Origin of the sequence: Microbacterium sp., from assembly GCF_031988965.1 — a bacterium.
GTDB lineage: Bacteria > Actinomycetota > Actinomycetes > Actinomycetales > Microbacteriaceae > Microbacterium.
Window position 1 is genome coordinate 1 of sequence record NZ_DALZXX010000233.1, and the last position, 2,787, is coordinate 2,787.

The following is a 2,787-nucleotide window of genomic DNA, read 5'->3' on the forward strand; positions in this document are numbered from 1 at the left end:
TCACGCGCGCGGCGACGCGAGCCCGCGGGCCCACGAGCTCCGCGGCTCCGGGGCGGGGCCCGGTCCCCGCGATGATCAGCGTCTCTGCCGCCTCATCGATACGGGCCGTGGTCATGCTGCTCCCTTCGGCGCGGGGATTCCCCGCGCTCGGATCGTCTCGTACACCCGTCGGGTGTTGCGTCCGTCGCGGAACGCGTGCATCTCCGCGCTGAGCGTAGCGGACCGCGCGGACGCTTCTGCACGCGCCGCGTCGTCGTCCAGCAGCCGCGCGAGTCGTACGAGCAGTGCGTCCCAGTCCGCGGCCGGGTCGTCGCCGGCCACGTCTTCGAAGCGACCGTAGAACCCGCGGGTCCTCGCGTATTCGACCGCATCGGGGGCGAGGAAGAGCACCGGCATCGCGAGCAGACCGACGTCGTACGCGAGCGAGGAGTAGTCCGTCACGAGGACATCGATGGCCGCAAGGACCGGTGTCACATCGGAAAGCGTGTCACTGCCGAGCGACCGCACGCGGTCCGTCGGCAGCGGCGATGCGTAGCCGCCCGCGCCGAGAGGATGCGAACGCACCAGCAGGATCGCGTCGTGCTGCTCGAGCAGGGTGATGATCTGCATCCACTGCTCTGCAGAAGGCACCGCGGGATCCGGGGCGCCATCGCGCCAGGTCGGCGCGTACAGGATCGTGCGCGCACTCGACGGCAGCGCACCGACAGCCAGCTCCAGCCGTTCGGCCGCATCGTCCCGGCGCTCCGCTGGCGAGCCGGCGGAAAGCACATCGACGCGCGGCTCCCCCGTCACGACGACACGATCGTCACCGAGCGCGAACGCCGACTCGAGTCGGCCCCGAGCTCTATGCGAGGCCGCCGGCAGCACGCGGATGCGCTGGGCGGCGCCCCGATACAGCAGCGCTATGATCCGGCGCAGCAAGGGTGCTCCCGGCACGTCGGGGACCTGAACCGTGGCGGGAGAATCGAGACCGATGCGCTTGAGCGGGATGCCGTGCCAGAGCTGCACGACGAAGGCTCCGGCGTTCGCGTATCGATTGACGTCCCCGAGCCCGTGAGTGACGACGAGGACCCCTGCTCGGGCGGTCGCCCACCACCCGCGCAGTCCTGATTTCGGAACTGTGCGGATGCCCAGAGCGGCGGCGTCCTGCTCTTCGCGTTCCGACGAGGTGAGCCACAGTGTGTCGTGGCCCTCGTCTGCGACGAGTCGCTGCAGAGCGAGGGCGCCGTCGCCGATCCCGGCGCCGCATCCGAACACCCAGCGTCCGCCGCGCGGGATGAGCGACGTCCCGACGCGTCCGACGAGATAGAGCGGGATCCTGAGCAGCTTGGCCGCATTGCCGGAGCCGAAGGAGAAGGACGCCACCCCGCGAGCCTATCGCGGGGTGGCGTCCTTCTCGGGAAACTCGGCTCGACGCGCCTCAGCCGTCGAGCGTACCCAGGGTGACGTCGATCTCGTACTCCTTGCCGCCACGGATGTAGGTGACGGTGGCGTCGCTGCCGCCCGCGGCCGCACGGACCTGAGCGGTGAGATCGGTGGCACTCGTGACGGGCACTCCGTTGAAGGCCGTCACCACATCGTTCGCCTTGAGGCCGGCCGCCTCCGCAGCACCGCCGCCGGAGACGTCGGCGATCAGCGCTCCGGCCACTTCGGCGTTCTCGGCACTCGCCGCATCCTGCACCGATGCACCGAGCAGACCGTGGGTCGCGGCACCGTCGGCGATGATCTCCTGCGACACCCGCTGCGCGACGTTCGAGGGGATCGCGAAGCCGATTCCGATCGATCCGGACTCCTCGGAGCTGCCCGAGCTGGCGATGGCCACGTTGATGCCGATGAGCTCGCCCTTGCTGTTCACGAGCGCGCCGCCGGAGTTCCCGTGGTTGATCGCGGCATCGGTCTGGATGACGGCGATCGAGATGGACTCGGAGGTCTGCTGTGAGGTGTTGCCGGGCAGATCGAACTGGAACGGTCCGCCGTTCTGGCCGCCGTCGGGAGACTCCTCCTGCTGAGGGGCATCCTCCGACGACGAGTCAGGGAGGGCGGACGACGCGATCTGGATGCTCCGGTTGAGCGCGCTGACGATTCCCGTGGTGACCGAGTTCGACAGGCCGAGCGGCGCGCCGAGTGCCACCGCGGTGTCGCCCACATTGAGGTCGGACGAGTCGGCGAAATCGATCGGCGTCAGATCCGTCGCATCCGTGAGCTTGATCACGGCGAGATCGTAGAGAGGATCGGTACCGACCACGGTCGCCGAGAAGATGCGGCCGTCGGAGGTCGTCACCCGGATCGTGGGGTCGGCCACTGCTCCGCCCAGCGTGACGACGTGCGTGTTCGTCAGCACATACCCGTCATCGCTGATGATGACTCCCGAACCGCTGCCGCCCTCGTTCGAACCGGCGACCTCGATCGTCACGACGGAGGGAAGCGCCGCCGTGGCGACGGCGGTCGTCTCGTTGACGGAGCCGGGGTTGTTGACCGTGACCGTCTCGGGCCCCTGAGCGACCCCGGTCGAGTTCTGGTTCGAGATGCCGTTGAGGATCGCACCGCCGCCGAACCCGGCGACACCGCCGACGAGGGCCGCAGCGACGACGATCGCGGCGAACTTCACTCCGGCGCGGGGCTTCTCCTTGACCTTGGGCGCATCGGGTGCCGGCTCGCCGACTCCCGGCTGCGCGGCCGTGTGGATTCCGAAGGCCGCACCCGGCGCGCTCGCGGTCGAGACGCCGGGAGCCTGAGGTGCGGTGTACGGCGACTCCGGGCGCGGTGGGGTACCGACCGGGTACTGCG

General features: G+C 69.7%; 2 protein-coding genes. Both read right to left on the bottom strand.

The genetic code is table 11. From position 1 onward, the window contains the following. Window positions 1–111 precede the first annotated feature (111 nt). Window positions 112–1,365 carry a CDP-glycerol glycerophosphotransferase family protein gene (locus RTM68_RS18095; RefSeq protein WP_312173668.1) on the bottom strand — a complete coding sequence of 418 codons (1,254 nt, stop codon included), beginning with the start codon at window positions 1,363–1,365 and terminating at the stop codon, window positions 112–114. A gap of 55 nt (window positions 1,366–1,420) precedes the next feature. Continuing rightward, on the bottom strand, window positions 1,421–2,787 hold a 1,367-nt coding region (locus tag RTM68_RS18100; RefSeq protein WP_312173670.1), incomplete at its 5' end, for a trypsin-like peptidase domain-containing protein.